Annotated in this window: 33 protein-coding genes and 1 tRNA gene; 18 read left to right on the forward strand and 16 right to left on the reverse strand. The window is 66.0% G+C overall.

Translation table 11 applies throughout. From position 1 onward, the window contains the following. Positions 1 to 22 precede the first annotated feature (22 nt). Both AVZ66_RS05605 and AVZ66_RS05610 read left to right on the forward strand, forming a co-directional pair. Positions 23 to 1,447, forward strand: coding sequence for a HAMP domain-containing sensor histidine kinase (locus AVZ66_RS05605; protein WP_157575617.1), 1,425 nt, complete (start codon positions 23 to 25; stop codon positions 1,445 to 1,447). Between the two features lie 31 nt (positions 1,448 to 1,478). Next, a complete protein-coding gene (locus tag AVZ66_RS05610; RefSeq protein WP_058982631.1) occupies positions 1,479 to 1,898 on the forward strand; it encodes a universal stress protein in 420 nt (139 codons plus the stop codon). Positions 1,899 to 1,988: 90 nt separating this feature from the next. On the opposite strand, the gene guaB is transcribed toward AVZ66_RS05610, so the two are convergent. Beyond that, entirely contained in the window at positions 1,989 to 3,485 is a 1,497-nt protein-coding gene (gene guaB / locus AVZ66_RS05615) for an IMP dehydrogenase (protein WP_058982633.1), read from the reverse strand. Between the two features lie 308 nt (positions 3,486 to 3,793). On the opposite strand from guaB, the gene AVZ66_RS05620 reads away from it, so the two are divergent. From AVZ66_RS05620 to AVZ66_RS05630, 3 genes are read left to right on the forward strand one after another with little or no spacing between them, the layout of a single operon-like run. Further along, entirely contained in the window at positions 3,794 to 3,979 is a 186-nt protein-coding gene (locus AVZ66_RS05620) for a hypothetical protein (RefSeq protein ID WP_058982635.1), read from the forward strand. 3 nt (positions 3,980 to 3,982) lie between these two features. Further along, positions 3,983 to 4,867 carry a DUF5794 domain-containing protein gene (locus AVZ66_RS05625; protein ID WP_058982636.1) on the forward strand — a complete coding sequence of 295 codons (885 nt, stop codon included), beginning with the start codon at positions 3,983 to 3,985 and terminating at the stop codon, positions 4,865 to 4,867. 45 nt (positions 4,868 to 4,912) lie between these two features. Next, entirely contained in the window at positions 4,913 to 5,137 is a 225-nt protein-coding gene (locus AVZ66_RS05630; protein ID WP_058982638.1) for a DUF5795 family protein, read from the forward strand. On the opposite strand, the gene AVZ66_RS05635 is transcribed toward AVZ66_RS05630, so the two are convergent. Further along, entirely contained in the window at positions 5,134 to 5,340 is a 207-nt protein-coding gene (locus tag AVZ66_RS05635; RefSeq protein ID WP_058982640.1) for a hypothetical protein, read from the reverse strand. The two genes, AVZ66_RS05630 and AVZ66_RS05635, sit on opposite strands and share 4 nt — an antisense overlap. Before the next feature lie 37 nt (positions 5,341 to 5,377). Continuing rightward, entirely contained in the window at positions 5,378 to 5,680 is a 303-nt protein-coding gene (locus AVZ66_RS05640; RefSeq protein WP_058982642.1) for a hypothetical protein, read from the reverse strand. Positions 5,681 to 5,775: 95 nt separating this feature from the next. Here AVZ66_RS05640 and AVZ66_RS16165 point away from each other — a divergent pair. Beyond that, positions 5,776 to 5,952, forward strand: a tRNA-Trp gene (locus AVZ66_RS16165). Positions 5,953 to 6,261: 309 nt separating this feature from the next. On the opposite strand, the gene AVZ66_RS05645 is transcribed toward AVZ66_RS16165, so the two are convergent. Further along, positions 6,262 to 6,654, reverse strand: a complete 393-nt coding sequence (locus tag AVZ66_RS05645; RefSeq protein WP_058982644.1) for a hypothetical protein — start codon at positions 6,652 to 6,654, stop codon at positions 6,262 to 6,264. Between the two features lie 62 nt (positions 6,655 to 6,716). Continuing rightward, a complete protein-coding gene (locus AVZ66_RS05650) occupies positions 6,717 to 6,974 on the reverse strand; it encodes a hypothetical protein (RefSeq protein ID WP_058984648.1) in 258 nt (85 codons plus the stop codon). Positions 6,975 to 7,262: 288 nt separating this feature from the next. Between AVZ66_RS05650 and AVZ66_RS16170 the strand changes: the two genes are divergently transcribed. Beyond that, positions 7,263 to 8,213, forward strand: coding sequence for a hypothetical protein (locus AVZ66_RS16170; protein WP_157575618.1), 951 nt, complete (start codon positions 7,263 to 7,265; stop codon positions 8,211 to 8,213). Here AVZ66_RS16170 and AVZ66_RS05655 read toward each other — a convergent pair. Both AVZ66_RS05655 and AVZ66_RS05660 read right to left on the reverse strand, forming a co-directional pair. Then, positions 8,210 to 8,629, reverse strand: a complete 420-nt coding sequence (locus AVZ66_RS05655) for a hypothetical protein (protein ID WP_058982646.1) — start codon at positions 8,627 to 8,629, stop codon at positions 8,210 to 8,212. The two genes, AVZ66_RS16170 and AVZ66_RS05655, sit on opposite strands and share 4 nt — an antisense overlap. Before the next feature lie 206 nt (positions 8,630 to 8,835). Beyond that, positions 8,836 to 9,378, reverse strand: a complete 543-nt coding sequence (locus tag AVZ66_RS05660; RefSeq protein ID WP_058982649.1) for a SprT-like domain-containing protein — start codon at positions 9,376 to 9,378, stop codon at positions 8,836 to 8,838. A gap of 178 nt (positions 9,379 to 9,556) precedes the next feature. On the opposite strand from AVZ66_RS05660, the gene AVZ66_RS05665 reads away from it, so the two are divergent. From AVZ66_RS05665 to AVZ66_RS05690, 6 genes are all read left to right on the forward strand, one after another. Beyond that, positions 9,557 to 9,970 (forward strand): hypothetical protein, encoded by a 414-nt coding sequence (locus AVZ66_RS05665; RefSeq protein ID WP_058982651.1) that lies wholly within the window; start codon positions 9,557 to 9,559, stop codon positions 9,968 to 9,970. Continuing rightward, a complete protein-coding gene (locus AVZ66_RS05670; RefSeq protein WP_058982657.1) occupies positions 9,963 to 10,562 on the forward strand; it encodes a hypothetical protein in 600 nt (199 codons plus the stop codon). Before AVZ66_RS05665 ends, AVZ66_RS05670 begins: the two co-directional genes overlap by 8 nt. A 64-nt stretch (positions 10,563 to 10,626) precedes the next feature. Next, positions 10,627 to 11,394, forward strand: coding sequence for a GTP cyclohydrolase III (locus AVZ66_RS05675; protein ID WP_058982660.1), 768 nt, complete (start codon positions 10,627 to 10,629; stop codon positions 11,392 to 11,394). Positions 11,395 to 11,433: 39 nt separating this feature from the next. Further along, positions 11,434 to 12,678, forward strand: a complete 1,245-nt coding sequence (gene dinB, locus AVZ66_RS05680; RefSeq protein ID WP_058982662.1) for a DNA polymerase IV — start codon at positions 11,434 to 11,436, stop codon at positions 12,676 to 12,678. 115 nt (positions 12,679 to 12,793) lie between these two features. Further along, positions 12,794 to 14,188 (forward strand): GntP family permease, encoded by a 1,395-nt coding sequence (locus tag AVZ66_RS05685; RefSeq protein WP_058982663.1) that lies wholly within the window; start codon positions 12,794 to 12,796, stop codon positions 14,186 to 14,188. 64 nt (positions 14,189 to 14,252) lie between these two features. Continuing rightward, positions 14,253 to 14,699: a universal stress protein gene (locus AVZ66_RS05690; protein ID WP_058982665.1), complete on the forward strand. Its 447-nt coding sequence runs from the start codon at positions 14,253 to 14,255 to the stop codon at positions 14,697 to 14,699. Between the two features lie 26 nt (positions 14,700 to 14,725). Here the strand turns inward: AVZ66_RS05690 and AVZ66_RS05695 are convergent, their stop codons facing one another. Genes AVZ66_RS05695 through hisC form a run of 6 tightly spaced genes read right to left on the reverse strand, consistent with a single transcriptional unit; the run spans position 14,726 to position 18,444 of the window. After that, complete coding sequence (locus AVZ66_RS05695; protein WP_058982667.1) at positions 14,726 to 14,908, reverse strand: hypothetical protein; 183 nt, start codon at positions 14,906 to 14,908, stop codon at positions 14,726 to 14,728. A gap of 43 nt (positions 14,909 to 14,951) precedes the next feature. Beyond that, the gene (gene tpiA, locus AVZ66_RS05700; protein WP_058982669.1) at positions 14,952 to 15,599 is read right to left on the reverse strand and encodes a triose-phosphate isomerase; all 648 of its coding nucleotides are present in this window, start codon (positions 15,597 to 15,599) and stop codon (positions 14,952 to 14,954) included. 39 nt (positions 15,600 to 15,638) lie between these two features. Beyond that, a complete protein-coding gene (locus tag AVZ66_RS05705; RefSeq protein ID WP_058982671.1) occupies positions 15,639 to 16,172 on the reverse strand; it encodes a multiprotein bridging factor aMBF1 in 534 nt (177 codons plus the stop codon). A 48-nt stretch (positions 16,173 to 16,220) separates the two neighbouring features. Then, positions 16,221 to 16,820 carry a CDP-alcohol phosphatidyltransferase family protein gene (locus AVZ66_RS05710; RefSeq protein WP_058982673.1) on the reverse strand — a complete coding sequence of 200 codons (600 nt, stop codon included), beginning with the start codon at positions 16,818 to 16,820 and terminating at the stop codon, positions 16,221 to 16,223. Then, a complete protein-coding gene (locus AVZ66_RS05715) occupies positions 16,817 to 17,374 on the reverse strand; it encodes an adenylate kinase family protein (protein ID WP_058982675.1) in 558 nt (185 codons plus the stop codon). Before AVZ66_RS05715 ends, AVZ66_RS05710 begins: the two co-directional genes overlap by 4 nt. Continuing rightward, positions 17,371 to 18,444, reverse strand: coding sequence for a histidinol-phosphate transaminase (hisC, locus tag AVZ66_RS05720; protein ID WP_058982678.1), 1,074 nt, complete (start codon positions 18,442 to 18,444; stop codon positions 17,371 to 17,373). The genes AVZ66_RS05715 and hisC overlap by 4 nt, the downstream gene beginning before the upstream one ends. A gap of 97 nt (positions 18,445 to 18,541) precedes the next feature. Between hisC and AVZ66_RS05725 the strand changes: the two genes are divergently transcribed. Continuing rightward, the gene (locus AVZ66_RS05725) at positions 18,542 to 18,967 is read left to right on the forward strand and encodes a hypothetical protein (RefSeq protein WP_058982679.1); all 426 of its coding nucleotides are present in this window, start codon (positions 18,542 to 18,544) and stop codon (positions 18,965 to 18,967) included. A 9-nt stretch (positions 18,968 to 18,976) separates the two neighbouring features. On the opposite strand, the gene AVZ66_RS05730 is transcribed toward AVZ66_RS05725, so the two are convergent. Then, positions 18,977 to 19,222: a type II toxin-antitoxin system HicA family toxin gene (locus AVZ66_RS05730; protein ID WP_058982682.1), complete on the reverse strand. Its 246-nt coding sequence runs from the start codon at positions 19,220 to 19,222 to the stop codon at positions 18,977 to 18,979. Further along, positions 19,222 to 19,425, reverse strand: coding sequence for a type II toxin-antitoxin system HicB family antitoxin (locus AVZ66_RS05735; protein WP_058982684.1), 204 nt, complete (start codon positions 19,423 to 19,425; stop codon positions 19,222 to 19,224). Before AVZ66_RS05735 ends, AVZ66_RS05730 begins: the two co-directional genes overlap by 1 nt. Before the next feature lie 104 nt (positions 19,426 to 19,529). On the opposite strand from AVZ66_RS05735, the gene AVZ66_RS05740 reads away from it, so the two are divergent. Continuing rightward, positions 19,530 to 19,949, forward strand: a complete 420-nt coding sequence (locus AVZ66_RS05740; protein ID WP_058982686.1) for a Rieske 2Fe-2S domain-containing protein — start codon at positions 19,530 to 19,532, stop codon at positions 19,947 to 19,949. A 6-nt stretch (positions 19,950 to 19,955) separates the two neighbouring features. Here the strand turns inward: AVZ66_RS05740 and AVZ66_RS05745 are convergent, their stop codons facing one another. Beyond that, positions 19,956 to 20,348 carry a DoxX family protein gene (locus AVZ66_RS05745; RefSeq protein ID WP_058982688.1) on the reverse strand — a complete coding sequence of 131 codons (393 nt, stop codon included), beginning with the start codon at positions 20,346 to 20,348 and terminating at the stop codon, positions 19,956 to 19,958. A gap of 102 nt (positions 20,349 to 20,450) precedes the next feature. On the opposite strand from AVZ66_RS05745, the gene proC reads away from it, so the two are divergent. The 3 genes from proC to AVZ66_RS05760 are packed head-to-tail and all read left to right on the forward strand — an operon-like array spanning position 20,451 to position 23,392. Then, entirely contained in the window at positions 20,451 to 21,227 is a 777-nt protein-coding gene (gene proC / locus AVZ66_RS05750; protein ID WP_082678777.1) for a pyrroline-5-carboxylate reductase, read from the forward strand. After that, positions 21,220 to 22,068 (forward strand): glutamate 5-kinase, encoded by an 849-nt coding sequence (gene proB, locus AVZ66_RS05755; protein WP_058982690.1) that lies wholly within the window; start codon positions 21,220 to 21,222, stop codon positions 22,066 to 22,068. Before proC ends, proB begins: the two co-directional genes overlap by 8 nt. Then, positions 22,061 to 23,392: a glutamate-5-semialdehyde dehydrogenase gene (locus tag AVZ66_RS05760; protein WP_058982692.1), complete on the forward strand. Its 1,332-nt coding sequence runs from the start codon at positions 22,061 to 22,063 to the stop codon at positions 23,390 to 23,392. The genes proB and AVZ66_RS05760 overlap by 8 nt, the downstream gene beginning before the upstream one ends. The last annotated feature ends 119 nt before the right edge of the window (positions 23,393 to 23,511 follow it).

The following is a 23,511-nucleotide window of genomic DNA, read 5'->3' on the forward strand; positions in this document are numbered from 1 at the left end:
ACCGCGGTCCGACGGCGTGTTCGTGGACGACGACCGGCTGTGCATCGGTGCGGTGCTCTCGCACGACCAGAACCGCGCGCTCCTCACGGAGTGGCTCGACGCGACCTACGACGTGCTCACGCCGGCGACCGAGGGCGTCACGTTCGAGGACGTCGCCGAGCGCGCGGACCTGTTGTTGCTCGACGAGGGCGCCTACGACAGCCACGCCGAGTGGGTCGCCGCCTACCGCAACCGCGAGGCGTCGCTGTTCTGCCCGGTTTTGATGCTCGTGTCCAGCGACGAGCTCCGGACCGCGACAGACATCTGGTCGAGCGTCGACGACGTCGTCTCCGTGCCGGTCCAGAAGGCCGTCCTCCACGCTCGCATCCGCGGGCTGTTGTCGCGGCGCGGCCTCTCCCGGGAGCTCGCCGCCAAGGAGGACCGCTTCCGCACGCTGTTCGAGACGAGCCCCGACCCCGCGATAGTCGTCGACGACCAGGGGGTCGTCGTGGACAGCAACGCGGCGTTCCGCGACCTCGTCGGCGCGAGCGGTGACTGTCGGGGCCGGTCGCTGAGCGCCTTCGACGCGTTCGACCCTGCGGACGTCCAGGCCATGTTTGGATCACTAGATGGCGACGACGCCGACACCTCGGCCGTCATCCCCGTGCAGACGGCGACCGACCGCCGCTACGTGGAGTGCAACGGGAACGACCTCGACACTGAGCCGAGCCACCGCATCCTCATCCTCCGGGACGTCACCGAGCGCATCCACCACGAGCAGGAGCTCCAGCGGCAGGTCGACCGGCTGGACGAGTTTGCGGGCGTGCTCGCACACGAGATTCGGAACCCGCTGGGCACCGCCAGCGGGTGGCTCGACCAAGCCCAACAGACCGGCGACTCGGACGCCTTCGAGCGCGTCGAGACGGCCCACGAGCGCATGAACGAGATGGTCGAGGAACTCCTCCAGCTCGCCCGGCAGGGCAGCGTCATCGGCGAGCGGTCGTCGGTCCCGCTGGCTAGGCTGGTCGCGGACTCGTGGGCGACCGTGACGACAGGGGACGCGACGCTCGATGTCGACCCGGCGCTGGACGGCCGAACGGTGACGGGCGACCCCGCGCGCGTCCAAGAGGTGTTCTCGAACCTCTTCCGGAATTCGGTGGAACACGGTTCGAGAGGTCCCGAGTCGAAGGACGGCGGCGCCGTCGCCGTCGAGGTCGGCGTGACCGAGAACGGCCGCGGCGTCTACGTCGAGGACGACGGCCCGGGGTTCGAGGGCGTCGAGCGCGAGAAACTGTTCCAGTCGGGGTACACGACGGCGGCCCACGGAACCGGGTTCGGGCTGGCTATCGTCAAGCAGATCGCGGACGCCCACGGCTGGACGGTGCGGGCGACGGACGCCGAGAGCGGCGGCGCGCGGTTCGAACTCGGCGGCATCCTCGACGACGAGCGCGACGACGGACCCGCGTAGTTTTAAGCCCCCGTCGGGCGTGGTGTCGAACATGTATCGCGTGCTGGTACCGGTCGACGACGACGTAGAGCGCGCGCTCTCGCAGGCGCGCTACGTGGCGAACCTGCCCGACGCCGAGAACAGCGTCGAAGCAATCGTACTGTTCGTGTTCACCGGCGACTCCGAGGACCTCCCCGAGGACGTCCAGCAGTTCAAGTCCGCGAGCCGCATTCAGTCGGTGCGGCGCGCACAGGAATTCCTGGAGGACGCGGGCGTCGACGTGCAGGTCCGCGACGACTCCGGTGACACCACCGACGACATCATCGCGGAGGCCGAGGAGTACGACGTCGACGCCATCGTGCTCGGCGGGCGCAAACGCTCGCCAGCGGGGAAAGCCATCTTCGGCAGCGTCACGCAGTCGGTCATCCTGAACGCCGACCGTCCGGTCGTCGTCACTGGCGAAGACGCCTGAGCGCGCAGTACCGCGACGAATTTTTCGGGCCGCGCCGGAGCGGAGGTTGTCGACGAGAAGAATGGAGAGCGGCCAGCGGACGCTACGGCGTCACTCGCCGGGACTGTAGTTCGGCGCTTCGTCGGTAATCATGACGTCGTGGGGGTGGCTCTCGCTCTGCCCGGCCGAGGACACGCGCACGAACTCGGCGTCGGCCTTGAACTCGGGGATGGTCTCGGCGCCGACGTAGCCCATGCCGGACTGGATGCCGCCGACGAGCTGGTGGAGTTCCGCCGAGAGCGGGCCCTTGTACGGCGTCGCGGCCTCGACGCCCTCGGGGACGAACTCCTCGTCTTCGTCTTCCTCCTTGAGGTAGCGGTCGCCGCCGCCGGACTGCATCGCGCCGACCGAACCCATGCCGCGGTACTGCTTGTACTTCTTGCCGTTCATCGTGATGACGCGGCCGGGGGCTTCGTCGGTGCCCGCGAAGTACGACCCGAGCATGACGGCGTCGGCGCCCGCGGCGATGGCTTTCGCGGCGTCGCCGGAGTACCGGATGCCGCCGTCCGCGATGACGGGGACGCCCTCGGGGTGGGCGACATCAGCGACCTCGGAGACCGCCGTAATCTGGGGCATGCCGGCGCCCGTCACGACGCGGGTCGTACAGATTGAGCCGGGACCGATGCCGACCTTGATGCCGTCCGCGAAGTCGACGATTTCCGCGGCGGCCTCGCTGGTGCCGACGTTCCCGACGACGACGTCCGCGTCGACGGTCTCGCTGATTTCGCGCGCGGACTCGATGACGTTCTTGTTGTGGGCGTGCGCGCAGTCGATGAACAGGACGTCGGCGCCGGCGTCGTCCGCGGCGGTTGCGCGGTCCGTCTCGAAGGGACCGACGGCGACGCCGACGCGGAGGTGGCCGTCGTCGTCGCGGGCGGCGTCCTCGTGTTCGCGGCGTTCGAGGATGCCCTGCATCGTGACGAGGCCGACGAGGCGGTCGTCGTCGTCGACGAGCGGGACGCGCTCGATTTTGTGCTCGTACATGAGTTCGAGCGCGTCGCGGGCCGCGACGTCCTCGTCGGCGGTGATGACTTCGTCGGTCATCGCTTCGCGGACCGTGTCGGACTCGCCGACTTCGAGGTACGGGCGGATGTCCGTCCCGGAGATGATGCCGAGGACGCGGTCGTCGTCGTCGACGACGGGCGCGCCGGAGACGCCCTCGTGGCTCATCATGCGGTCGACCTCGCTGACGGTCTGGTCGGGCGTCGCGGTGACGACGTTCTCGCGGTCGATGACGAGTTCGTCGGCGCGCTTCACGCGCTCGACCTCGGCGGCGGTCTCTTCGACGTCCATGTTACGGTGGAGGACGCCGAGGCCGCCCTCGCGCGCCATCGCGGTGGCGAGGTCGGACTCCGTGACGGTGTCCATGGCTGCGGAGAGAATCGGGGTGTTGAGGGTGACGTTCGTCGAGACGTTCGTGCTGACGTCGGCGTCGTCGGGTTCGACGCGGCTCTCCGCGGGGCGGAGCAACACGTCGTCGAAGGTCAATGCTTCTGGTACCCGGAGTTTCTCGGAGAATCGGCCGTCCGTCGAAGGGTCGTGCGCCATGTAAATCGTCGCGTCGCCGGTGGCAAAAACGTTCCGAGATTGGGCGAACGTGCGTGAACAACTCCCGTGGGATGGGTGGTGTCGGCACGACCGTGCAACGTCGCGCGGCGGTATCTGACGAACGGACAGCCAATCCCGTATCGAACGGCGAACGGTAGACTTTCTCCGTTTCTACCGTCTATTTCTCGACTATCGTGTACGCGACCCGAGGGACAGTAGTTAGGGACTTAAAAACAGGTTTTGGTTCACCATCACATGCGGTCGCTTCTCACGCAATCTTTATGCATTCGACCCTAATGATTGTACATATGGACTCCATCAGTCCCGAGGTAGTGCGCACCGCCGGCAACCACACCGTCGACTCCGCCGCACGCACATTTTTCGGCAAACTGATGGACACATTCTGGCTCGGAACGTCGACGCTCGCGCTTTCGACGCCGCGCGCGTCCCCGTATCACCGGGCCAACCAAAGTTCGTCCAGATCAGGCCGGTAGTGTATGAGTAGCTCACGCCATCCCGTCGCCCTCCGCTTAGAGCAGCGTGTGGGCGGCGACACGCGACTACTCGCGACGGTCATGCTGCTCCCGCTCGTGGACGGCATCTTCGCCGCCCTCGTGCTCGCGGGCGGCCTCGAAACCTACGTCGGCATCGCCCAGATCGGGCTGCTCGTCTTCGGCGGGAGCGCGACGCTGGCGGTCATCCTCGCGGAGATGGACGAGGACCCGCGTTCGCAGGCTACCACCGTCCTCGTCGTCGGCACGCCGCTGATACTCGTCGCCGCCGCAGAGGCGGCGCTCGCGCCCACCATCGCCACGGTGGTCGACATCCCGACGTTCGAGCGCTTCGCCGCCATCGTCATCCTCGCAATCGCCGCGAAGACCGCCAGTTCGACCATCGGCGACTACCTCCCGTCCCCCGGCGTCATCATCGGCCTCGGATTCGTCGCCAGCGTCCAGCCAGCGGGCGCCGAATTCGTGTTGCGCGCCGACCCCGAGTTGATGCTGCGCGCCGCGGCCGCAGGCGGCGTCGCCGTCGGCTTCGCGCTCTCGGTCGTCGCGCTCCAGCCGTACCTCCGCACGGTCGTCGACATCGACCGCTTCCGGTTCGGGAGCGCCGTCGCGCTCGGCACGCTCGCGCTCTCCGTGTTCGGGCTCGTGCCCTCGCAGGCGCCGCTGGTCGTCTTCGCCGTCGCCGGCCTGCTCGCGTTCGACCCCGAGGAAGCCGACGTCGAGACGCCGGACGTCCCGCCGGCCGCCGACGACGGTCCCAGTGGTGCCGCGCCCGCGACGCCCGACGGCGGCAACGACCCCGACGACGAGGACGAAGCCGCGTACGGCTACCCCGGCGAGGACGGCGCCGAAGAACGCGCGCCCTGGCTGTAAGCCCGCGAGGAGAAGTCTTTAGCCGCCCGCGGCCGTCCCGCCGGTATGTCCGGCAACCGCGTCGTCGAAGGCCGCATGGTCACCCCGAAGAAACTCGCGGAGCTCGTCGAAGGCGAGTCCGTGATGGACGCCGAACCCATCGAGGACGCCGACCGCGACTGTCCCGACTGCGGCGGCGACGTCATCTCCGTCGGCTACATGCCCTCCGTGACGGAGTTCGTCACCGGCTACAAGTGCCAGGACTGCGAGTGGAGCGAGCGCGAAGCCTAACGACTCCAGCGCACGTCCTCAACCTCGTCGCCGCTCGCGACCACGTGACCGACGACTTCGCCGTCCCCGCAGTTCTCGACATCGACTCGCTCGTAGGCGTCCGCGACGATCTCCCGGAGGTCCGCGTCGAACGCGTCCGCTTCCTCGACGCCGAGTCGCATCTTCCCGCCGATCTCCCGCACCACGATTGGGTACTCGGTCATGGCCCGGCGTTCGCCCTCGGCCCGGAAAGACCAATCGCTACGAGCGGACCTCGTAGTGCGCGACCGTCTCCTCGTAGCGCGCGAGCAGCGCCTCGGCGCGCTCGGGCACGTGCGCCGATTCGTACTCCTCGCCCGCGAACGCCTCCACGCCCTCCCACGACGCGAACCGCGCGATAGTCACGAACTCCACTTCTCCGTCGGCCTCGCGGCGCAGCACCTCGAAGCTCTCCAGCGCTTCGATATCCTGTTTCGCGTCCGGGAACACCGTCTCGGTCACGAACGACTCGTACTCGTCGGCGTCCGCGGGCTCGGTCCACCCGCGCCACACGCGTGCAATCACATACTCGAATACGCGTGGCCGGTCCTTGTCGGTGGTGGAACGGAGCCACCGAATCGAAACGCACTTAGGACAAATCACCGTACGACAGGACGCGAGGGGCTGTGGCCAAGCCAGGAATGGCGACTGACTCCAGAGGCCACGCGCCCGGGACGAAATTCCAGACTGGTATACCGAGCGGCCGACTGATCATCGGTCCGCGACGACGACCCTCTGGAGTTCCGAGGCGCACCGGAGATATCAGTCGATCGGGGGTTCAAATCCCTCCGGCCCCACTTCTACGATAACTGAGGCCGCGAGAGCCCCCTGTGGCTCTCGCGCCGAGCGAGTTGTGTGGCGGTCGAGGGATTTGAACCAGGGAGGAGCTGTGCTCCGACCGTGGTTCACAATCCCTCCGGCCCCGAGTGCACCATTCTCGATTCTTGTGATGTCGACGAGCATCCTTGACGCGACCTCGCAGAGCGTGCGCTCGGCAAATCCAACACGGAGGGTTAGATTCCCGTTAGGGGTGTGCCTAAGGGCACAAATCTAAAACACCCCACACCGTTCTGCGGCCGCACCCGAAACCGGCCCCTAAGAGGGAGTTATTCAGTATGGTACGAATAAGCAGCTACTGTATCCCAGTTATCTGGGACTTCATCCCCAAAGCCACTCGCGTCTACGACTTTTACATCTACTAACCCTTTCTCGACTAAGGAATTGAGTCGCTCCTCGTAGAATGCGGTCTCCCGGTAATGATAGGTAATAGCATAGTCTTCACGCTCATCCTCAGCAAAACCCTCATCTTCTGGTAATTCGTCTTCTCTACGCAACTGGTTCTCAATCTCAGCCCAGTCCAGCCCGGCTATCTCGTCCACGATTTCTCGAATGTGGAATGCTTCTTGAGGACTGTTTTTCAGGAAGTCGAGGAGGAGATGATCCTTAGTTACGTGTTCGTCTCCTTCTTGCCATGCCGCGGAATCAGTTGAAACAGGCACGACTAGACCTTATTCTGATGATGGATAAAATTATGTATAATTGTTAAGAAGGTTCTAATCATTCACTCCAATTTTACGGAAATATCCGGATTCGTGACTTCGAAATTCAGGCGACGCGTCGAGATGGCCTCGGCCAGCTCGTCACGGACGCTCGGCGGGAGGTCGGGATGCTCCAGCGCCTCTTCGACGCCGTCGAGGACGTCACCGGAAACTTCGCACGCGATGAGCACGGCTTTCGTCTTGTTACAGTCGAAGCGCTCGGCGGCCGCCTCGATTGTTTCCTCGCGGTGCGCGTACTCTCCGTCAGTTCGGATTCGCATACTCGTCTCGTACATACGAGCCCTCAAACCGATTGAGTTTGGCTCACTGGAACCCCGATTTTCGGGTGAAACCCGTGTTTCCTATCGGGATCAAGGTAGGTTCAGGGGTGCGCGAGCACAGCCGGGCGCGAATATGCACGCGAGCGAACGAGGGTTCGTGTGCATATCGGGGAAATCGTATCTTCGGATGCGCAACCACCTGAAGTGTTCCTCTGTGTGACGTGGCGTTTCCATCTTGAATAAACTATCTGAGGAAAATCAGAAGCAATACAATCCCGCATATTACAGATGGACTTCATGCCTTCTCGTTTCACCGGAGTTTTTGGATCGTATGATTTGTTCGCTAAGGCAGTCCCCGGTGCGGCTTTTTTAATGGGAATTATCTCATTACTACCCAAGCATGATGGCCCGCTCGGAAGTGTCGACTCAACATTATTGCTCACAGCCCTAATTATCATATTTCTCATTCTTGGTTTTATACTCGGCCAAGCGTTACACTCATTTGCAGTAACTGTTGAACGGACTGCATATAGATCTGCTAAGTTAATTTACCACAACTTTGAATTTTTCCGACCAGGATTTTGGAGGGGAACTTCTTTAGAGAATGTCGAAAGAAGCCGTGAAGATCTGTCCTCAATTGAAAACAGGATTACTAATAGTAGATATTTCCAATATGTACATGGGACGATGGGTGCGATGTACCTTCCGGTATTACTAGTATGCTACCAGTTGCTAGTTCCGCACCGGATTTTATTCCGAAGACAACTCCGAAACGAATTCATAAACTCTCAGTCTCCGCCACTCTTATGTAAGGAATTCGCGACAGAACTCTCCAAATATCTTGATTCTCATGCCCATCACGAAGTGGACTACGATGATATTTATACAATTGTTATGAGCCAGCAAGAATTTCTGCAGGCTGGAAGGGCACGCCAGTTTCAAGCTATATTTTCATTTTGCAGAAGTACTTGGACAACTCTTCTATTCTTCGTGACCGCCTATATCGGTATAATCGTTATAGATGGTTCAACAGCGCCAAGTATACTAAATCATCAGCCTCTGATCAGTTATGTCACTAGTACTAGCACCGATTTGCTGTTCATCATCTTCTGGATGGTTCTCGTCTCATTTCTACTAATGCTAAGTGAAGTTCATTATAAAAATCAGTTTGTCGATTATGTGATGGCTGATTTTGTCTCGGCTTCAAAAGAACGAAAATCAGGGGATTCATTCGGTTAATCGTCGTCAGCACCCACGGAGACGCCGTCGTCGTCCCACGCGTGCTCGTCGCCGAACTCGACGCTCTCCTCGTTCTTGATCTTCGAGATCGTGCTCCGACCGAGGTCGAACACCGCTCCGATTTTCGCCTGCTTCACGCCGACCTGACAGAACCGCCGAATCAGCGTATCGCGCACCGGCTTCGGGATGTCCTCGACGGTCATCGTTTCCTCGTCGTCGTCCTCGTCGTCGCCCGCGAGATACGAGTTCTCGGCGAAGTTCTCCATGTGCTCTTTCTTCTTCCCGGCGAGCGTCTCGTGCTCCGGGTGGCCGTCGAGCGCGCCCCAGCGAATCCGGTGCATCCGCTTCTCGGTGACCTCTCCCGAGTGGTCGTCGACCTTGGTTTTGTAGACGACCGCGAGCCCGCGCTCGATCACGTTGATGCGCCAGTCGCAGAGCTCCTTGAGTTGGATGTCCAGATTGACGATGACGGGAGCGCCACGTACAAGGCGGAAGTCACCGAATCGCGCGCCGAGGACACCCAGCAGCGATTCGACATGCTCCTCGACGACTACTATTGAAGGGGGACGAGTCGGACTTAACGTAGCGCGAGCGAGCGAGGCAGAGCCATTCGACTGAAGCGTCAGTCCCCGCTCTCCCCTGCTTCCCGAGCGTACAGCCGCCCGCCACACCCACCACATCGATACGCCTCGGGATGCTTCACGAGCTTCGACTTCCGGTAGCGCGCCATCTCGCTCCCACAGAATTCACAGACGATCCACCAGTTCGGGTCGGCGAAGCGCTCGCAGGTGACCGACGTTCGGAGTTCAGTCGCCCACTCCCGGAACGCGTCGCCGTGGCTGGCGTCGCCGGCTTCGTTCAGCAGGTGGACGTGAATCAGTTCGTGGCGGACGACGTCGGCAGTGGCGGCCCAGCCGTGTTCTTGGAAGTACGCCCACGTCAGCGAGACGGTTTCGGGGGTGCCGTCGCGGTACTCGACCGCGCCGGCGCGACGTTTCGCGCGCTTGCTGACGGTCCAGTCGAGCGCGGTCACGTCGACGGAGAGGTCGTAGTTCTCGACGACGTCGCGGGCGTAGACTTTCGCGACGGCGAGAAACTCCGGGATGTCGGCGTCGCTGCTGAGCGCGTAGAACTCCGTGTCCAGCGTTTGCGGTTCGTCGGTCATCGTGGAGTGTGCGTCGCGTGGAGAGCGCGACGGTTGTTCGTCGGCGTGGTCGACGGCAGCCCGCGATTAGAAGCCAGCGATTCCGGGAAGTCGAGGTTGCGGAGCCGTGACCGTGGCGTTGGTTCTCGTGGCGGGTGCGTCGCCGAACGCTTTTGGTCGCTGACCCCCAGTGTCGTGTATGTTCGAACTCCGCCAGCCGCCTGCGACGTCAGAATTCGACGCGGCGGCGGTCGGTGAAGCGGTCGACGACGCGGCCGGTGACGGGCTGCGGACGTTCGTCGAGTACGACGAGCAGACGTACGAACTCCTGTACGCGCGCGACGACGTGGTCGGCGAACTCGGCGGTCCGGAGGGGCTGTCCGAGATCGCCGAGCAGTTGCACGCGGACTACCGGCTGGACTTCACTCAGCAGGAGCTCTACGAGGAGATGTACGGGAGTCTCGGCGAGGTGACGGCGTTCGCCGTCGTCTTGGAGAGCGCGTCCGTTCTGCGGTTCGTAGGGGAGTCGGAGGGCGTGTACGTCTCGCTGGACCGAGACGTCTCGATGCAGGCAGTCTTGGACGCCGTCGAGGCGGTGATGGACGGTGAGTGAGCACGCCCTCGACATCGCCGATGACCTCGACGGCGTCTCGAACGTCCTGCTGATGGAGGACGGGAGCGCGTCCGCGAACGAGCGCGTCCACGAGGCGCTGTTGTCGGGGCTGGACTCGGAGGCGGCGGACGTCCTCGTGGTGACGTTCGCGGGCGCGGACACGTGGCTGGACGCGTGGGAGGACTCCGTGTCGACGGAGAGCGCGCACCTGGGGCTGGTGCAGTTGACCGAGAACGACGTCGACGAGGGCCGACGCGGCGGCGCGTACGTTCGGAGTGTCGACCCGACGGACCTCACGGGACTGGGGATGGCGGTCCGGGACTTCTTCGACGGCGTGGGTTCGCGGTCGAACCCGACGGTCGTCTGCTTCGACTCGGTGAGTGAACTGACGGCGTACCACGACGTGCGGACGCTGTTCCGGTTCCTCCGCGTCGTCACCCAGCAGATCAATCAGGCCGACGCCGTCGGCCACTTCCACTTGAATCCGGTCGCGCACGACGACCAGTCGCTGGCGCGGTTGACGCCGCCGTTCGACGCGGCCGTCGAGTATTCGGAGGGCGGCGAGCAGGTGTCGGTGTCGCGCACCCACTGACGGGAACAGATTTGGAACGCAATCCACAACCGATATACCTCCGTGGGGCCGAGTGTCGGTAACCGTGACGAACACGCAGGTCACCCTCGTCCAACTCGACAACTACGGCCCGTGGACCGTGACGCCGTCGCCGCGACGCGAAGTCGACCTCCAGACGATGCAGTCCCGACTGTACGCCGACCTCTCGCAGGCGTTCGGCATGCGCGACGGCTACGTCTTCTTCACGCGCTTCGACAACATGATCGCGGTGAGCAACGGCCTCGACTTGGAGGACCACGCCCGGATTCAGGAGTCGATTCGGAACCGCTACCCAGTCACCGTCAGCCTCTCCATCGGCACCGGCGCCACTCCCGCTGACGCGCTCGTCGAGGCGACCGCCGCCCTCCAGGAACAGGGCAGCGCGCAGGACGCCGACCGCCGCGAAGCGCTGCTCGGCCAGCCAATCGACGAGGGCGCGCGCACCGACGACGACATCCAGATTGCGCACTTCGACGTCGTCGACGCCACCGGCACGTACACCGACGAACTCGACGCGTACTCGTCGTTCGTCCACATCGAGCAGGGGTACGCCGCGCTCATGCAGTACATGCACGACGCCCACGGCTCGCTTTCCTTCTTCGTGGGTGGGGACAACATCATCGCGGTCTGCCCGGACCTCACGCCCGCGGACTACGAGGACGCCATCGAGCACGTCCACGACACCGCCGGTGTCGACGTCCGCGTCGGCGTCGGCCGCGCCGTCTCCCCGCACGACGCCGGCATGGGCGCCAAGCACGCACTCGAAGACGCCCGCGAACACGAGACGGACGTCGAAGTCGTCCCCGAGCCCTGACCCGGCCGTTTTTTGCTCGTCGCGCCCGAATCACGCGTGATGGTCGACGGCGAGCGACTCCCCGGTGCGCCAGCACGCGAGGAGCGCATCGTCTTGCACGTCGACATGGATTGTTTCTACGCGAGTTGTGAGCGCCGTCGCGAACCCGAGTTGCGCGGCGAACCCGTCGTGGTCGGGATGGGCTACGAGCCCGGGGAGACCGTCGGCGCCGTCGCGACCGCTAGCTACGAGGCCCGCGAGTACGGCGTCGAGAGCGCGCAAGCCATCGGCGCCGCCTTAGAAAACCTCCCGCGGAAGGACGACGAACCCGACAGCCCGGACGCGGGCTACTACCGGCCCGTGGACCTCGACTTCTACCAGGACGTCGGCAGTTCGGTCAAGGAAATCCTCTACGACCTCGGCGACACCGTTCGCGAGGTGAGCATCGACGAAGCCTACTTGGACGTCACGGACCGGACCGCGTGGGACGTCGCGGACGGGTTCGCGCGCCACGTCAAGCAGCGCATCCACCGCGAGGTCGGCGTGCCCGCGAGCGTCGGCGTCGCGCCCGACATGAGCACCGCGAAGCTCGCCAGCGACTACGACAAGCCCGACGGCCTCGTCGTGGTCGAACCCGACGACGTTCGGGAGTTCCTCGCGCCCATCGACGTCGCGGACGTCCACGGCATCGGCCCGGTTCGCGCGCGGGAACTCCGCGAGATGGGCATCGAGACGGCGGGCGACCTCGCGGACGCGGACCCCTACGAACTCACCGACAAGTTCGGCGACCGGGGCCGGGACCTCTACCGGCGCGCCCGCGGCGAGGACAACCGCCCGGTCGAACCCCGCGGGAAGCCAAAGAGCCTCTCCCGGGAGTCCGCGTTCGACGGCGCGACCGACGACTTCCAGCGCGTCCGCGAGCAGGTCGCGACGCTCGCGGCGGCGGTCGCGGACCGCGCCACCCGGAAGAACGCCTTCTACCGCACCATCGGCGTGAAGGTCGTGACGCCGCCGTTCGACGTCCACACGCGCGCCGAGTCCCTGCCCGGGCCGGTGGACGACCCGGGACTCGTCGACGACATCACGCAGGACCTCCTCGGTGAGTTCGAGGGCGAGTCCGTGCGGAAGGTCGGCGTCCGCGTCTCGAATCTCGACTTCTCGGAGCGCGAGCAAGCCAGTCTCGACGGGTTCGAGGGCGACGGCGGGGCCGACGGGGACGCAGCGTCTTCGAGTCGGCTCCGCGACCGCACCAGCGAGCGAGAGGAAGCGAGTGACGCTCAGATTTCACTCGACGAGTTCGAGTGAACGCGAATCGACTTTCTGCCCGGATTTGAGCGGATTCTACAACGATATAATAATTTATTGTATTAGTAATAAAAACTTTTTTGTGGCGCTAGATTCGGCTGATAAGTTGTAACACATGGCAATTGAATTCGCACACAGTCCGTTACTCACGTTCGCGATAGGTCTGGCCGTAGTCGTAGCGCTACTGGTCGTACTGGACCTCCCAGCGTTCGTCGGCCTCACGATTGCGGCGTTCACCGTCGGCCTCGTGAACGCCGTCTTCGTCCCCGACTTCGCGATGGCGGACGCGGCGGGAAGAACCGCGACCGCCTTCGGGAACGGCATGGCCGGCATCGGTATCCCCATCCTGATGGCCGCCATCATCGGGAAATCGATGTTGGAGAGCGGCGCCGCCCAGCGCATCGTCCGCGGCTTCCAATCGCTCGTCGGCGAAGGCAACTCCGACATCGCACTGTGGGGAAGCAGCTCCGTCCTCGCCATCCCCGTGTTCTTCGACAGCGTGTTCTACCTGATGGCGCCGCTCGCTCGCTCGATGCGCGCCCGCGTCGGGAAGAACTACGCGCTGTACCTCGTCGTGGTCGGCGCCGGCGCGGCGACGACGCACGTCTTCGTGCCGCCGACGCCCGGTCCGCTCGCCGTCGCGAACGAGATCGGCGTCGACCTCGGCATCACGATTGCTGTCGGCGTCGCCACCGCGATTCCCGCGGCCATCGTCGCCGGCCTCGTCTACGGTCGCTGGATCAACGCCCGCCTCGACATCCCGCTGCGGGACGCGATGGGCACCACCACCGAGGAACTGGAGGAGCGCGCCCAGCGCGACACGTCGAGCCTCCCCGGCGTCATCGAATCGATTGCGCCCATCCTGCTGGCCGTCGTGCTCGTCGCCTCCGCGACCGCCGTCGGCACGTTCCAAGAGTGGTACCCCGTCCTCGAATCCATCCAGCCGGTCGTCGCGTTCGTCGGGGACAAGAACGTCGCGCTCACCATCGCCGCGATGGCGGCCGCCGTCACCTACCTCCGCTGGACGGGCCTCTCGCGGTCCGTCTGGGAGGACGAACTCACGGAAGCGCTGAAGAGCGGGGGGAACATCGCCGCCATCACCGCGATGGGTGGCGCCTTCGGCGCGCTGCTCGCCGCCTCCGGCATCGGCCCGTACATCGCCGACTTCCTCCAGGAATTCGGAATCGGCCTGCTCGTCACCGCGTGGCTCATCGCCGCTATCGTCCGCATCGCGCAGGGCTCGGCGACCGCTGCGATGCTGACCGCCGCGGGCATCATGGCACCGCTGGCCGGCCAACTCGACGTCAGCGCGGCGTACCTCGTGATGGTCATCGGCGCGGGCGGGAACATCTGCTCGTGGTACAACGACTCGGGCTTCTGGCTCGTGAAGGAAATCGGCGGCCTCACGCAAGCGGAGACGCTGAAGACATGGACCGCACTGACGACGATCATCTCCGTCACCGGTCTCGTGACGGTGCTGATTCTGTCGTCGGTGCTGCCGCTCGCGTAAGCGAACGGCCGCAGTCGTCGCATCGCCCCGAAAACAAATCACAACCCACAACGAGAACACACTCATGGACCGCGCACTCGCAGTCATCGACCCGACCGACGCAGCGAAAGACCTCCTGCACGAAGCAGGCACGCTCGCGGCGGGCGTCGACGCCGACCTCGTGGTGATTCACGTCACCACCGAGGACGAGTACGGCGGCCGCCGCGAAGCGATGGAAGCGATTCCGAACGGCACAGCCAGCTATTCGACCGACGAAGCCGAAGCGGGCGCCGCGCAGTTCGCGCAGGACCTCGCCGACGAGATTCTCGGCGACCTCGACGTCGAGTACGAGACGGCGGGCTACCTCGGGAAGAAAGCCGGCAAGACACTCGACGCGGCCGCCGAGTACGACTGTGACCACATCTTCCTCGCGGGGCGCAAGCGCTCGCCGACGGGGAAAGCCATCTTCGGGGACGCGACGCAGAAAGTCATCCTCGACTACGACGACCCGGTCACCGTCCTCACCGCCTAACCGGACGCCGCTCTTTTTTCGACGCCTCAGTCGCCGCTGGCGGCCAGCGTGCCGAGGAGCGCGAACCCCAGTCCGACGAACACGCCGTAGTAGAACACGGCCGTGCTCTCGATGCCGCGGCCGCCGTACCGGAGCACGTCGTGGAGGAGGACGAATCCGCTGGTGAGGATGACGGCGATACCGAACAGTAGGAGGTCGCGGGCGGCCATATCGGCGGTGTCGGCGGGTGGCGCCTTCAGCGTTGTGCCGGCGCTACGCGAGCGGTTCGACGAGGTCTTCGAGGGCGGCACGCGGGTCGTCGGCTTTCGCGACGCCGCTGGCGAGCAACACGCCGCTGGCGCCCAACTCGCGGGCTGCTTCGAGGTCGTCGCCCGTACTGATGCCGGCGCCGCAGTAGACGTCGACGCTCGGGTCGACGGCCTCGGCGGCCGACACGGCGTCCTCGACGATGTCCGGGTCGGCCTGCGAGACGGGCGTCCCGGTGCCGATGAGCTCCGGCGGTTCGACGGCGACGGCGTCCGGGCCGAGCGCCGCGGCGGCCGCGACCTGCTCGGGGTTGTTCGCGCAGACCACGGTGTCGAGGTCGACCCGGTCGGCGGCGTCGAGGCTGCCGTCGATGTCCGCGAGCTTGCGGCGGTGCTCGGAGTGATTCAACAGCGTCCCGACCGCGCCGTTGTCCGCGACGGACTCCGCGAGCACGCTCCCCGTGTGGCTGCCGTGCTCGACGGGACTGACGTGCTGAGCGTACGTCGTCGCGCCCGTCTCCGCGACCCGCGCGAGGTCCGCGGGCTGCGGCGCGACGGCGATAGTCGAGTCTGTCGCTTCGGCGACGTCGGCGGCGGCCTCCGCGACCGCGACCGGGTCGCAGGGGTACGCCTTCAGATTGACAAGTACGAACACGTCACAGACGGCGTACTCCCGCGCGAAAAAACTGTAGGTTTAGCCGTCGTCGCCCTTCCGGCGGACCTTGTCGCCGAGCGTCAGCCCCGCGCTGTCGCTGCTCGAGGACCAGTCCTCGTCGGCGTCGTCGCCGGACTCGGTCAGCGAGATGCCGAGTTTGTTCTCGACCTTCTCGCGGACGTCGTCGCTGGGGAGGCTGTCACCGCGTTCGAGTTTGCGGATGACGCTGGCCTTCTCGTTGAGGTCGTCGGCCAGTTCCTCCTGGCTGAGCCCCGCGCTCTCGCGGGCCTTCCGGATGCGGTCGTCGTAGTCGCCGGCGAGTTCCTCCATCTCGTCGAACATGTCCCGGCGGCGTCGGCCGCCCGAGGACCCGCCGCTGGAGGAGGAACTGGAACCGTCCGAAGACGAACTAGACGAGGACGTCGAGTACTTCGTGCTGGTGGTGCTGGAGGATTCGGTCTTGACTTCGGTGCCGAAGTCCGCGCAGTCGTCGCAGACGTCGATTTCCGCCCCCTCGATTTTGACGGTCTTCGGGGACGAGACCTCCTCGCCACACATCTCGCACTGAGCCATACGAACCGGTAGCCGTGGCCGACGCTTAAATGGCACGCCGCCGGCGCTTCAGGAGAGTTGGCGCCACGCGGAGACGAACCGCTGGACTGCGGTGAGGTGGCCGACGACGGCGAACAGCACGAGCAGCCACGCCACGAGCGAGAATCCGGCGACTGCGGGGATGAACACGGAGAGCCCGCCCGTAATTCCTACGAGCGCGAGGCGGTCTGCGCGTCCGAGAAGCCCGCCGTAGACGCGGTCGAGGCCGACGGCCTGCGCTTGCGTGCCGAGGTACGACGTGAGCAGAACGCCCGTGACGGCGGCGAGGCCGAGGTCGTAGCGCCCGATACCCGCGGCGAGACCGGCGACGACCACCACGTCGGCGTACCGGTCGAGCACGTGGTCGAGGAGGTCGCCGGCGACCGAGTCCGTGCCGAGTTCGCGCGCGAGCGCCCCGTCGAGCAGGTCCAGCCAGCCGTTCACGACGACGCAGAGCGCGCCGACCGCGTACATCACGGGGGATGCGACGTAGAACGCGGCGGCGGCCGCGACCGCGAACAGGAACGCGACGACGCTGACCGCGTTCGGGGTCGCGCCCACCTTGACGGCGGCGCGCACCCACGGCCGCATCAGTCGCGCCGCGAGGTCGCGGTACGTGTCCAGCGTCATAAGTACTCGGTGAAGTCGACCTCGCCGGCGGAGGGGTCGCGGTCGCCCGCCAGCACGGCCTCGATGTCGTCAGCGACCGCCTCCGGGTCGCGGTCGGTGGTGTCGATTTCGTAGACGTTGGACTTCCCGTGGTCGCGGACGGCCTCCGAGAGGATGACGTCCAGCGCCTCGCTCTCGGCGTTCTCGCGAGCTTTGCGAGCGAGAGCACGAGACGGCTCTGCCGTCTCGGCGTTCTCGCGAGCTTTCTCGGCGGGCTCGCCGCGTTCGACGAGGCGCCGCTCCAGTTCCCCGGGCGCGCACCGCAGCACGACCACGCGGTCCGCCTCCAATAGGTGCGATAGGTGAGATTCGACGAGCACGTCCTCGCGCCCCTCGAGGTAGTCGCGGACGGCGTCGAGATCCGCGACCTTGCTGTCGCGGGCTTCGTCGACCTCCGTGTAGAGGCCCTCGGACTCGATGACGTCGTTGAGGTGGACGATGTCGAGGTCGGTGTCGAGGTGTTCGGTGGCGGTCGTCTTCCCCGTGCCCGGCGTCCCGGTGACGGCGACTCTCACTCCGCGAGCACCTCGTTGAGCACGGCGACCGCGCGCTCGGTCTCTTCCCGCGTCCCGCACGTGATGCGGACGTGTTCGGGCAGCCCGAAGCTCGAACAGTCCCGAATCAGCACGCCCTCCTGCTTGGCTGCCTCCGCTACTTCGGTGGCGTCGCCGACGTTCGCGAGCACGAAGTTCCCGTGGCTCTCGTACGTCCGCGCGTCGAGTTCGTCGTGTATGTACTGGCGGCCCCACTCGACGCTCTCGACGGTCTGCTCGACGTGCTCGTCGTCGTCCAGCGCGGCGGTGCCAGCACGACACGCGATGGCGCTCGCGGCGAACGGCGTCTGTACGCGAGCGTACGCGTCGGCCCACTCCGGGGGCGTGATGGCGTATCCGAGCCGGATACCCGCTAGTCCGTACGCCTTCGAGAACGTCCGCAGCACCGCTACGTCGTCGCGCTCGTCGAGCAGGGAGACGGCCGACGGGGAGTCCGTGAACTCGCCGTACGCCTCGTCGACGACGACCAGCGTGTCCTCGTCCGTCTCGTCGGCGACCTTTGTCACGGCGTCCAGCGTGAATCGGTGGCCGGTCGGGTTGTGCGGGCTCGTCAGGTAGACGACGCGCTCGCCGTCGTAGGCGTCCAGCACGCTGTCCGCGGTGAGCGCGAAGCCGTCGTCGGTCCGCACGTCGTACTCGGCGACCTCCCCGTGGTGGAAGCGCGCGCTCATCCCGTAGTACGTGAACCCGGGTGTCGGGACGAGCACGGTGTCGCCGGGCGCGAGGAACGCCCGCGCGAGGTAGTCGAGCGCGCCGTCGCCGCCGTTCGCCAGCCACACCTGCTCGTCAGCCACGTCCCACTCGTCGGCGAGCGCAGCAGTCAGGTCGGCGTGGACGGCCTTCGGGTAGCGGTGGACCTCCGAGGCGGTCTCGCGGATTGCGGCTTCGGCCTTCGGACTCGGGCCGTGGGGGTTCTCGTTCGAGGAGAGCTTCACGAACTCCGCTGGGTCGCGCCCGAGTTCGCGCGCGACCTCCTCGATACCCCGACCGGCCCGGTACTCCACGTGGTCGGAGAGGTCCCGTAGTTCCATGCCCGAGTCGAGTGGCGGGCGCGCCTTAAGACTGCCTTCACGGAGTTGTCCGCCGCAACCCCGGCGTTTTACGACGTGTCAGTCACTACCGGCGGCCATGGCAGTCACCGAGACAGTCGTGTACGCCTTGCACTTGTTGTTCGCCGGCCTGTGGACCGGGAGCGTGCTGTTCGCGACCGCGACGCTGCCCGGCGTCGCCGGAACCCTGTCCGCGAGCGCCCGCGACTCGTTCGTCGGCACGCTCCGGAACATCTCCCGGGGCAGTTCCGTCGTCCTCCTCCTCTCGGGCGGCTACATGCTCACGCTCGCCGGCTACACGGACGGCGGCACGCTCACGGGCACGGGCCGCGGCCACCTCGTGTTGACGATGCTCGTACTGTGGCTCGCGCTCGCCGGCCTCACCGAAGTCGCCGCCGGCAAACTCGAAGACGGCGAGGACGCCACGTCCATCTTCTACGGCGCGTCCGTCGTCGCCATCCTGCTGTTGCTCGACGCCGGCGCGCTCGCGACCGGCGGGTTCTGAGCTCTCGCGCTAGCAGTGTTCGTCAATCCACTCGCACCACGAGTGGAAGTCGTCGGCCCCGCACTGGTCGGCGATGCTCTGGAGCGTCCCGATACGGACGCGGTCGTGTAACGGAACGGTTACAGTTCGCTTCTCGCCCGTTTCGGGATGCTCGTACACCAGAATCGCGTGGTCGCCAGTCGTCCGGTCGTGGTGGAAGCCGAATTTGCGGAGGGCGGAAACGATGTCGGCGCCGGAGAAGTCCCGTGACGCCATCAGGCGTCGAACCACGGCGCGTCCGGTTCGGGCGGCGCGTCGTCGTCTTCGCGTGCCGCGCGCGTCGCTTCGACGGCTTCGTCGAGGTTCGCTAGCGCCTCCTCGCGGGTCTCACCCTGACTCGCGACGCCGGCGTCCTCGTCGATTGCGGACCACCAGCCGTCGTCCTCCTCGACGAGCCGAATCTCGCGTCCCGTGCTCATACCTGCTCGTACGTCGGTATCGCGTATAAACTTCGGGCCGCTCCCCGGTGGCTTCCGCCCCGACCGGGAGAGTTAACAGCGTCGTCCTCGGTCTGTGGCACACAATGAGTCGCTACCGCGTGACGAGCGTCGCGGACGTCCACGACGAGAGCGGTCAGGTGTTCACGGTGCGAGACGAGCACGGCGAAGACGAAGAGGTGCTGTTGGTACCCTGCGAGGACGGCGTCGAAGCGTGGGTGAACCGCTGCACACACGAGGCCCAGCGGCTCTACCGCGAGGGCGTCGGCGCCGTCGTCCGGGGCGGCGAGGTCGTCTGCCCGAAGCACGGGTCGATGTTCGACACGTGCAGCGGCCACTGCGACAACGGCGAAGCCGCGGACACGACGCTCGTCGACGTGGAAATCACCGTCGAGGACGGCCAAGTCTACCTCACTGACGACGACGTGCAGTACCTCCACGATGGGCTGAAACGCGACGACGCGGACGACGGCGGGCCGAGTTCGACGTCGCACCTCCAATTCTGAGCGGCGCTACTGGTCGCCCGAGCGGTACGCTTCCCGGAGGAAGACGAGCACGCCGCCGAGCATCGCGAGGTTCCCGAAGAACGCGAGCCGTTCGCCGCTGGCGTCGTCCTCGTCGGCGTTCCAGAAGTCGTGCATCGTCGCGGTGACGACTGTGAGGAAGGTCGCGGCCGCGCCCGTCGCGAGCCGGGGGAGCCGCCAGAGCGCGATGCCGAGGCCGGCGACGACCATCATTCCGGACGCTATCGGCGCCATCACGTCCGGCATCGGGACGCCCGCGGATTCGGCGTACTCGACGGAGTCCTCCATGTCTCGGAAGTCCTCGCTGGCTTGCGCGGCGAGGCCGAGACCCAGCGCGACGCGGCCGAGCGTCGAGAGCGAGCGGTCGGTGTCGTCTGTCATCGGGTTGTCGTTCTCGCGGCGTCGTCAAAAGCCTACTTGCGGGGCGACGGCTGTGTCGGAAGCGTAGACGGTATGACCCCCAGTCCCCTCTGTGGAGGTAAGATGAAACACGTCAGCGTTATCGGCTGCGGGAACATGGGCGGGGCGTTCGTCCGCGGACTCGCGAAGGCCGGCGGCTACGAAGTAACAGCAATCGACCTCGACCCCGACGCGCTCGAAGGCGTCGCGGACGCTGCGGACGCGACCACGACGGACAGCGCGGCGGCGCGGGACGCCGATGTCGTCGTGCTCGCGGTGAAGCCCAGCGTCGCCGCGGCGGTGCTCGACGACCTCGACTTGCGCGCCGACCAGACCCTGATTACGCTCGCGGCGGGCGTCCCCCGGGAGTTCGTCGCGGCGAAGACCGACGCCAACGTTGTCCGCATCATGCCGAACCTCGCCGCCGAGACGGGCGACATGGCCGCGGCCGCGACGCAGGCGGGCATCACCGACGACGTGCGCGCGATTCTCGACGACCTCGGGGAGTTCGTCGTCGTCGACGAGGAGCAGATGGACACCGCGACGGCGGTCAACGGCAGCGGCCCGGCGTTCGCGTTCTACCTCATCGAGGCGATGAAGGACGCCGGCGTCGACAGCGGCCTCACCGAGGAGCAGGCGGAGACGCTCGCCGCGCAGACGTTCAAGGGCGCCGCGGAGACGGTGCTGCAGGACGAGCGCAGCGTCGACGAACTCATCGAAGCGGTCTGCTCGCCGAAGGGCACGACCATCGAGGGCATGGAAGTGCTGTGGGACAGCGACGCCGACGAAGCCGTGCGCGCGGCCGTCGAGGCGGCGGAGCGTCGCTCCCGTGAACTCGCGGAGGAGTTCGAGGATGAGTGAGCAGGTGCAGACGGCGGCCGCGGACACCGACGCGGTGACAGCGGCCCGCCAGCGCGCGGCCGACGCCCAGCGCGTCGTCGTGAAGGCGGGGACGAACTCGCTGACCGACGACCAGTCGCGCCTCGACCGCGAGAAACTCGACAAACTCGTCGACGACATCATGGACCTGCGCGAGCGCGGGAAAGACGTCCTGCTCGTCTCCTCGGGCGCGGTCGGCGCGGGGACGGGTCGCGTCGACGAGGACGTCGAGACGGTCGAGGAGAGTCAGGCGCTGGCGACGGTCGGGCAGAGCCAACTGATGCGCCACTACACGGAGAGCTTCGACCGCTACGACCAGAAAATCGCGCAGTTGCTGCTGACCGAGCACGACCTCTCGAACCCCGAGCGGTTCACGAACACCCGCAACACCATCGAGACGCTGCTGGACTGGGGAATCGTCCCCATCATCAACGAGAACGACGCGGTCGCCACCGAGGAGATTCGCATCGGCGACAACGACATGCTGTCCTCGTCGGTGGCCATCGGCGTCGACGTCGACCTGCTGGTGACACTGACCGACGTGGGCGGCGTCTACACCGCGAACCCGAAACACGACGCGGACGCCGAGCGCATCGGCTCCGTCGCCGAGAACTACGACGAGGTCCAGCAGCTGGTCAGCGAGAGCGGCGCCGAGCAGTTCGGCGGCATCCGAACGAAAGTCGAGCGAGCGCGCGCCGCCGCCGAACACGACATCCCCGCGATCATCGCGGAGTCCACGGAGGTCGACGTGCTGGAGAAAATCGCTACTGCCAAGCCCGTGGGTACGCTATTCGTCCCCATGACTGGTGATAGCGATGAGTGAGCGCGACACCGAAGCCCAGGTGACGGAGGCACAGCGCGCGGCCCTCGACCTCGCGAACGTCGACGAGGCAGCCCGTGACGCCGCCCTCCAGTCGATGGCGGACGCGATTCGCGCGAACAGCGAGGAGATTCTGTCGGCCAACGAGGAGGACGTCGCGGCCGGCGAGGAGCTGCTCGCGGAGGGCGAGTACACGCAGGCGCTGGTCGACCGCCTGAAGCTCGACGACGCGAAACTGGAGAGCATCGCGGAGATGGTCGAGTCCGTCGCCGAACAGGACGACCCGCTCGGGGAGACGCTCGCGGCCCGTGAACTGGACGACGACCTCGAACTGTACAAGGTCGCGGTCCCCATCGGCGTGGTCGCCACCGTCTTCGAGTCCCGTCCGGACGCGCTCGTGCAGATCGCGGCGCTCGCGCTGAAGTCCGGGAACGCGGTCATCTTGAAGGGCGGCAGCGAGGCCAGCGAGTCCAACCGCGTGCTCTACGACATCATCCGGGACGCGACCGCGGACCTGCCGACGGGCTGGGCGCAGCTAATCGAGGCCCGCGAGGACGTCGACCGGCTGCTGGAGATGGACGACAAAGTGGACCTCGTGATGCCGCGTGGCTCCTCGGCGTTCGTCAGCTACATCCAGGACAACACCCAGATTCCCGTGCTCGGGCACACGGAGGGCGTCTGCCACGTCTACGTGGACGACGACGCCGACCTCGACATGGCTGAGGACGTGGCCTTCGACGCGAAAGTCCAGTACCCCGCGGTGTGTAACGCCGTGGAGACGCTGCTCGTCAGCGAGGCCGTCGCGGAGGACTTTCTGCCGGGGATGGTCTCGCGCTACGAGGACGCGGGCGTGGAACTGCGCGGCGACGACGCCACCCGCGACATCGTGGACGTCGCGCCCGCGACCGACGACGACTGGGAGACGGAGTACGGCGACCTCGAACTCTCCATCAAGGTCGTCGAGGACGTCTACGACGCCGTCAACCACGTGAACGCGCACGGGTCGAAGCACACCGAATCCATCCTCACAGACGACGAGGACGCCGCGTCGGTGTTCATGCGCGGCATCGACGCCGCGAGCGTCTTCCACAACGCGTCGACGCGGTTCGCGGACGGCTACCGCTACGGCCTCGGCGCGGAGGTCGGCATCTCGACGGGGAAGATTCACGCGCGCGGCCCGGTCGGCCTCGAAGGCCTGACGACGTACAAGTACTACTTGGAAGGCGACGGCCAGCTCGTCGCGTCGTACAGCGGCGAGGACGCCCTGCCGTTCACCCACGAGGACTTCGACGGCGAGTGGCAGCCTGGCCACCTCCACGGCGAGTAGCGGGTCTCGTCGCGATTCTCGGCGTTCCCGGTGTTCCGAGGAGGGTGTCCACCTGCGGTCGGCCCGCTCGGCTGCGACCCGCCTCTCGCGGCCCGGAACGATACATCTCGAACCCTAAA

The sequence above is a fragment of the Halobacterium sp. CBA1132 genome, assembly GCF_001485535.1.
Classification (GTDB): Archaea; Halobacteriota; Halobacteria; order Halobacteriales; family Halobacteriaceae; genus Halobacterium.

Excerpts from the sequence above, each read along its gene's own strand:
- AVZ66_RS05610 (WP_058982631.1), top strand. The coding sequence starts at position 1,479 with ATGTATCGCGTGCTGGTACCGGTCGACGACGACGTAGAGCGCGCGCTC.
- guaB (WP_058982633.1), bottom strand. The coding sequence starts at position 3,485 with ATGGCGCACGACCCTTCGACGGACGGCCGATTCTCCGAGAAACTCCGG.
- AVZ66_RS05620 (WP_058982635.1), top strand. The coding sequence starts at position 3,794 with ATGGACTCCATCAGTCCCGAGGTAGTGCGCACCGCCGGCAACCACACC.
- AVZ66_RS05625 (WP_058982636.1), top strand. The coding sequence starts at position 3,983 with ATGAGTAGCTCACGCCATCCCGTCGCCCTCCGCTTAGAGCAGCGTGTG.
- AVZ66_RS05630 (WP_058982638.1), top strand. The coding sequence starts at position 4,913 with ATGTCCGGCAACCGCGTCGTCGAAGGCCGCATGGTCACCCCGAAGAAA.
- AVZ66_RS05635 (WP_058982640.1), bottom strand. The coding sequence starts at position 5,340 with ATGACCGAGTACCCAATCGTGGTGCGGGAGATCGGCGGGAAGATGCGA.
- AVZ66_RS05650 (WP_058984648.1), bottom strand. The coding sequence starts at position 6,974 with ATGCGAATCCGAACTGACGGAGAGTACGCGCACCGCGAGGAAACAATC.
- AVZ66_RS16170 (WP_157575618.1), top strand. The coding sequence starts at position 7,263 with ATGGACTTCATGCCTTCTCGTTTCACCGGAGTTTTTGGATCGTATGAT.
- AVZ66_RS05660 (WP_058982649.1), bottom strand. The coding sequence starts at position 9,378 with ATGACCGACGAACCGCAAACGCTGGACACGGAGTTCTACGCGCTCAGC.
- AVZ66_RS05665 (WP_058982651.1), top strand. The coding sequence starts at position 9,557 with ATGTTCGAACTCCGCCAGCCGCCTGCGACGTCAGAATTCGACGCGGCG.
- dinB (WP_058982662.1), top strand. The coding sequence starts at position 11,434 with ATGGTCGACGGCGAGCGACTCCCCGGTGCGCCAGCACGCGAGGAGCGC.
- AVZ66_RS05685 (WP_058982663.1), top strand. The coding sequence starts at position 12,794 with ATGGCAATTGAATTCGCACACAGTCCGTTACTCACGTTCGCGATAGGT.
- AVZ66_RS05690 (WP_058982665.1), top strand. The coding sequence starts at position 14,253 with ATGGACCGCGCACTCGCAGTCATCGACCCGACCGACGCAGCGAAAGAC.
- AVZ66_RS05695 (WP_058982667.1), bottom strand. The coding sequence starts at position 14,908 with ATGGCCGCCCGCGACCTCCTACTGTTCGGTATCGCCGTCATCCTCACC.
- AVZ66_RS05705 (WP_058982671.1), bottom strand. The coding sequence starts at position 16,172 with ATGGCTCAGTGCGAGATGTGTGGCGAGGAGGTCTCGTCCCCGAAGACC.
- AVZ66_RS05710 (WP_058982673.1), bottom strand. The coding sequence starts at position 16,820 with ATGACGCTGGACACGTACCGCGACCTCGCGGCGCGACTGATGCGGCCG.
- hisC (WP_058982678.1), bottom strand. The coding sequence starts at position 18,444 with ATGGAACTACGGGACCTCTCCGACCACGTGGAGTACCGGGCCGGTCGG.
- AVZ66_RS05725 (WP_058982679.1), top strand. The coding sequence starts at position 18,542 with ATGGCAGTCACCGAGACAGTCGTGTACGCCTTGCACTTGTTGTTCGCC.
- AVZ66_RS05730 (WP_058982682.1), bottom strand. The coding sequence starts at position 19,222 with ATGGCGTCACGGGACTTCTCCGGCGCCGACATCGTTTCCGCCCTCCGC.
- AVZ66_RS05735 (WP_058982684.1), bottom strand. The coding sequence starts at position 19,425 with ATGAGCACGGGACGCGAGATTCGGCTCGTCGAGGAGGACGACGGCTGG.
- AVZ66_RS05740 (WP_058982686.1), top strand. The coding sequence starts at position 19,530 with ATGAGTCGCTACCGCGTGACGAGCGTCGCGGACGTCCACGACGAGAGC.
- AVZ66_RS05745 (WP_058982688.1), bottom strand. The coding sequence starts at position 20,348 with ATGACAGACGACACCGACCGCTCGCTCTCGACGCTCGGCCGCGTCGCG.
- proC (WP_082678777.1), top strand. The coding sequence starts at position 20,451 with ATGAAACACGTCAGCGTTATCGGCTGCGGGAACATGGGCGGGGCGTTC.
- proB (WP_058982690.1), top strand. The coding sequence starts at position 21,220 with ATGAGTGAGCAGGTGCAGACGGCGGCCGCGGACACCGACGCGGTGACA.
- AVZ66_RS05760 (WP_058982692.1), top strand. The coding sequence starts at position 22,061 with ATGAGTGAGCGCGACACCGAAGCCCAGGTGACGGAGGCACAGCGCGCG.